Origin of the sequence: Microbacterium sp. SA39 (assembly GCF_000967865.1) — a bacterium.
In the GTDB taxonomy this organism is placed as follows: Bacteria; Actinomycetota; Actinomycetes; order Actinomycetales; family Microbacteriaceae; genus Microbacterium.
Genome location: NZ_JXRU01000004.1, coordinates 1 through 1,053, shown reverse-complemented (window position 1 = coordinate 1,053; position 1,053 = coordinate 1). Strand labels below are relative to the sequence as shown.

Below are 1,053 nucleotides of genomic sequence, written 5' to 3'. Positions count from 1 at the left end.
TGTTCTTCCCCGACACGTTGTGAACGTCTGAGGTAACGAAGACCTCCGTGCAGGATGTGGGTTACCACACTCACTGTCCACACACGGAGGTCTTCGTGACTCACGCTAACGCGCCCTTGACGCCGGAGGGGCGTCGTCGTCTCGCGGTCCTGATCGTTGAACGGGGCTGGTCCTTTCGACGCGCGGCGGAACGGTTCCAATGCTCACCCGCGACCGCGAAACGGTGGGCCGACCGATATCGGGTCGGGACGTCGTTGACCGATCGCAGCTCACGTCCCCGGACGTCGCCCTCGCGCCTTCCGCAGCGCATCGAACGCCGGATCATCGGATTGCGGGTCAATCGGCGGTGGGGGCCGCACCGGATCGCGTTTCATCTGTGCCTGAATCGTTCGACGGTCGGACGTGTTCTCGCCCGCTTCGAGATGCCGTTACTGACCCATATCAACCAATCGACCGGGGTCCGGGTTCGGAAGGCGAAGCCCGTCCGCTACGAGCTCGCCGAGCCTGGCCAGCTGGTGCACGTCGATATCAAGAAGCAGGGGCGCATCCCCGATGGGGGTGGGCATCGCATGTTGGGTCGGCAAGTCGGGAACCGCAACAACAAGAAGAAGGGCCGCGGTTACGCGTTCCTGCACCACGCCGTCGATGACCACTCCCGGCTGGCCTACTCCGAGATCCTCGGCGACGAACGCAAAGAGACCGCCTCCGCGTTCTGGGAACGCGCGAACGCGTTCTTCCAGGCCGCCGGGATCACCGTGACCGCCGTGATGACCGACAACGGCTCCTGCTACCGTTCCCGCGACTTCGCCACCGCGCTCGGCACGATCAAACACCGCTGGACTCGCCCCTACCGGCCCCAGACCAACGGGAAGGTCGAACGCTTCAACCGCACCCTCGCGGCCGAGTGGGCATACGCCGCCTCATACGACAGCGACGAAGCCCGCGCAGCGACCTACGACGCCTGGCTCCATCACTACAATCACCACAGACCCCACACCGGCATCGGCGGCCAAACACCCTCAGACCGCGTTCACAACCTCACGGGGAAGAACA

The 1,053-nt window shown here is 64.7% G+C and carries 1 protein-coding gene; it reads left to right on the top strand.

What is annotated here, in order from left to right; all coding sequences use genetic code 11:
• Positions 1-95: 95 nt before the first annotated feature.
• Positions 96-1,053, top strand: a 958-nt coding sequence (locus tag RS85_RS00020) for an IS481 family transposase (RefSeq protein WP_046011368.1), incomplete at its 3' end; no start/stop codon positions are given.